This is a genomic window from Pseudooceanicola lipolyticus, assembly GCF_002786325.1.
Lineage (GTDB): Bacteria > Pseudomonadota > Alphaproteobacteria > Rhodobacterales > Rhodobacteraceae > Pseudooceanicola_C > Pseudooceanicola_C lipolyticus.
Map to the genome: position 1 here is coordinate 1 of NZ_PGTB01000373.1, position 1,052 is coordinate 1,052.

1 protein-coding gene and 1 pseudogene are annotated in these 1,052 nt (G+C 69.3%); both read right to left on the reverse strand.

Going from position 1 to position 1,052, the window contains the following annotated elements:
• Positions 1 to 422: pseudogene (locus CVM52_RS26015) on the reverse strand (hypothetical protein); the annotation flags it as partial.
• Positions 419 to 1,052, reverse strand: a 634-nt coding sequence (locus CVM52_RS26020) for a virulence factor SrfC family protein (RefSeq protein ID WP_240621088.1), incomplete at its 5' end; no start/stop codon positions are given. The pseudogene CVM52_RS26015 and the gene CVM52_RS26020, both read right to left, overlap by 4 nt.

Genomic DNA, 1,052 nt, shown 5'->3' on the forward strand with positions numbered 1-1,052 from the left:
CGCGGTGCCGGGGCGGGTGTTGCGACCACCGGGCGCGGCCGGGCCACCGGGCGAATGTCGCCCAGTTCGGCGGCTCGGGCGCGCGGCGCCACGTCGTCGGGCCAGATCACGTTATAGGCGGCACCGCCGACGGCGATGCGTAGCGGCGCATATTCCTCGATCCAGTTGACGATCTCGGGGCCGATGCGCACCCAGTCGGCGCCTTCGTGGCGATAGATGCGGTAGGGGCCGAATTCAAACCGTTCGGTCTGCCAGTTCAGGTCGCGGTCATTGCGGGCCACCGCCTGCCTGAGCCAGCGTTCGCCATAGGCATCGAACACGGCAACGGTGGTGGTGTCCCCCTGCAGGCTGCCATCGGGCAGTTCCAGGAACGCAAAGCCGCCGGCCGGTTCCTGGGGATCGGGATGCACCACCAGCGTCATGCCGTTTCGCGCCCCTGCAACGCGGCGAGGATACGGCCCAGCGCCAGGTTCTGTTCGATATTCACCTCGCCACCGATACCGTCCTTGGCATTGGCGGCAAACACCGCGTCCAGCGCGAAGACCCAATCGCTCCAGGTTTCCTCGGCGACGTTGCGGGGCTGGGCCGGCAGCGTGTCGACGGTGTCCGAGGCCGGATCGGCGGTGAAGATCGGCCGCGTCGCGCCTTCGGGTGTCTGCACCTGCGGGCGCTGCGATTCAGGCAGCTCGAGCATGCCCAGCGTCGCCACGAAGCCGTTGATGCATTCGGCCCCGAGAATCGCCGCCGGCTGCGCCTGCTTTTCGACGTTCAGGCCGAAATTCACCTCTTCCAGCTGTTCGGCGGTTTTCTGGCCCAGCCGCAGCCGCCGGGCCGCGTGGATCAGTTCGGTGACCAGGTCGGCGCTGGTATTGTCGCGCAGGCCGAAGGCGGCGCGGCGGATGCGGTCGTCGCGGAAGGCTTTCAGCCTGTCGATCCAGGCCTCCATCGCGGTTTCGGCCTGGAACTGCTCCAGCGTCAGGGTGCGGATGCCGCCATCGGCGGTGGCGGGCGCCGGTCTTGGCCGCGCCGGGCGGCCGGGGCGCTGCGGCCCC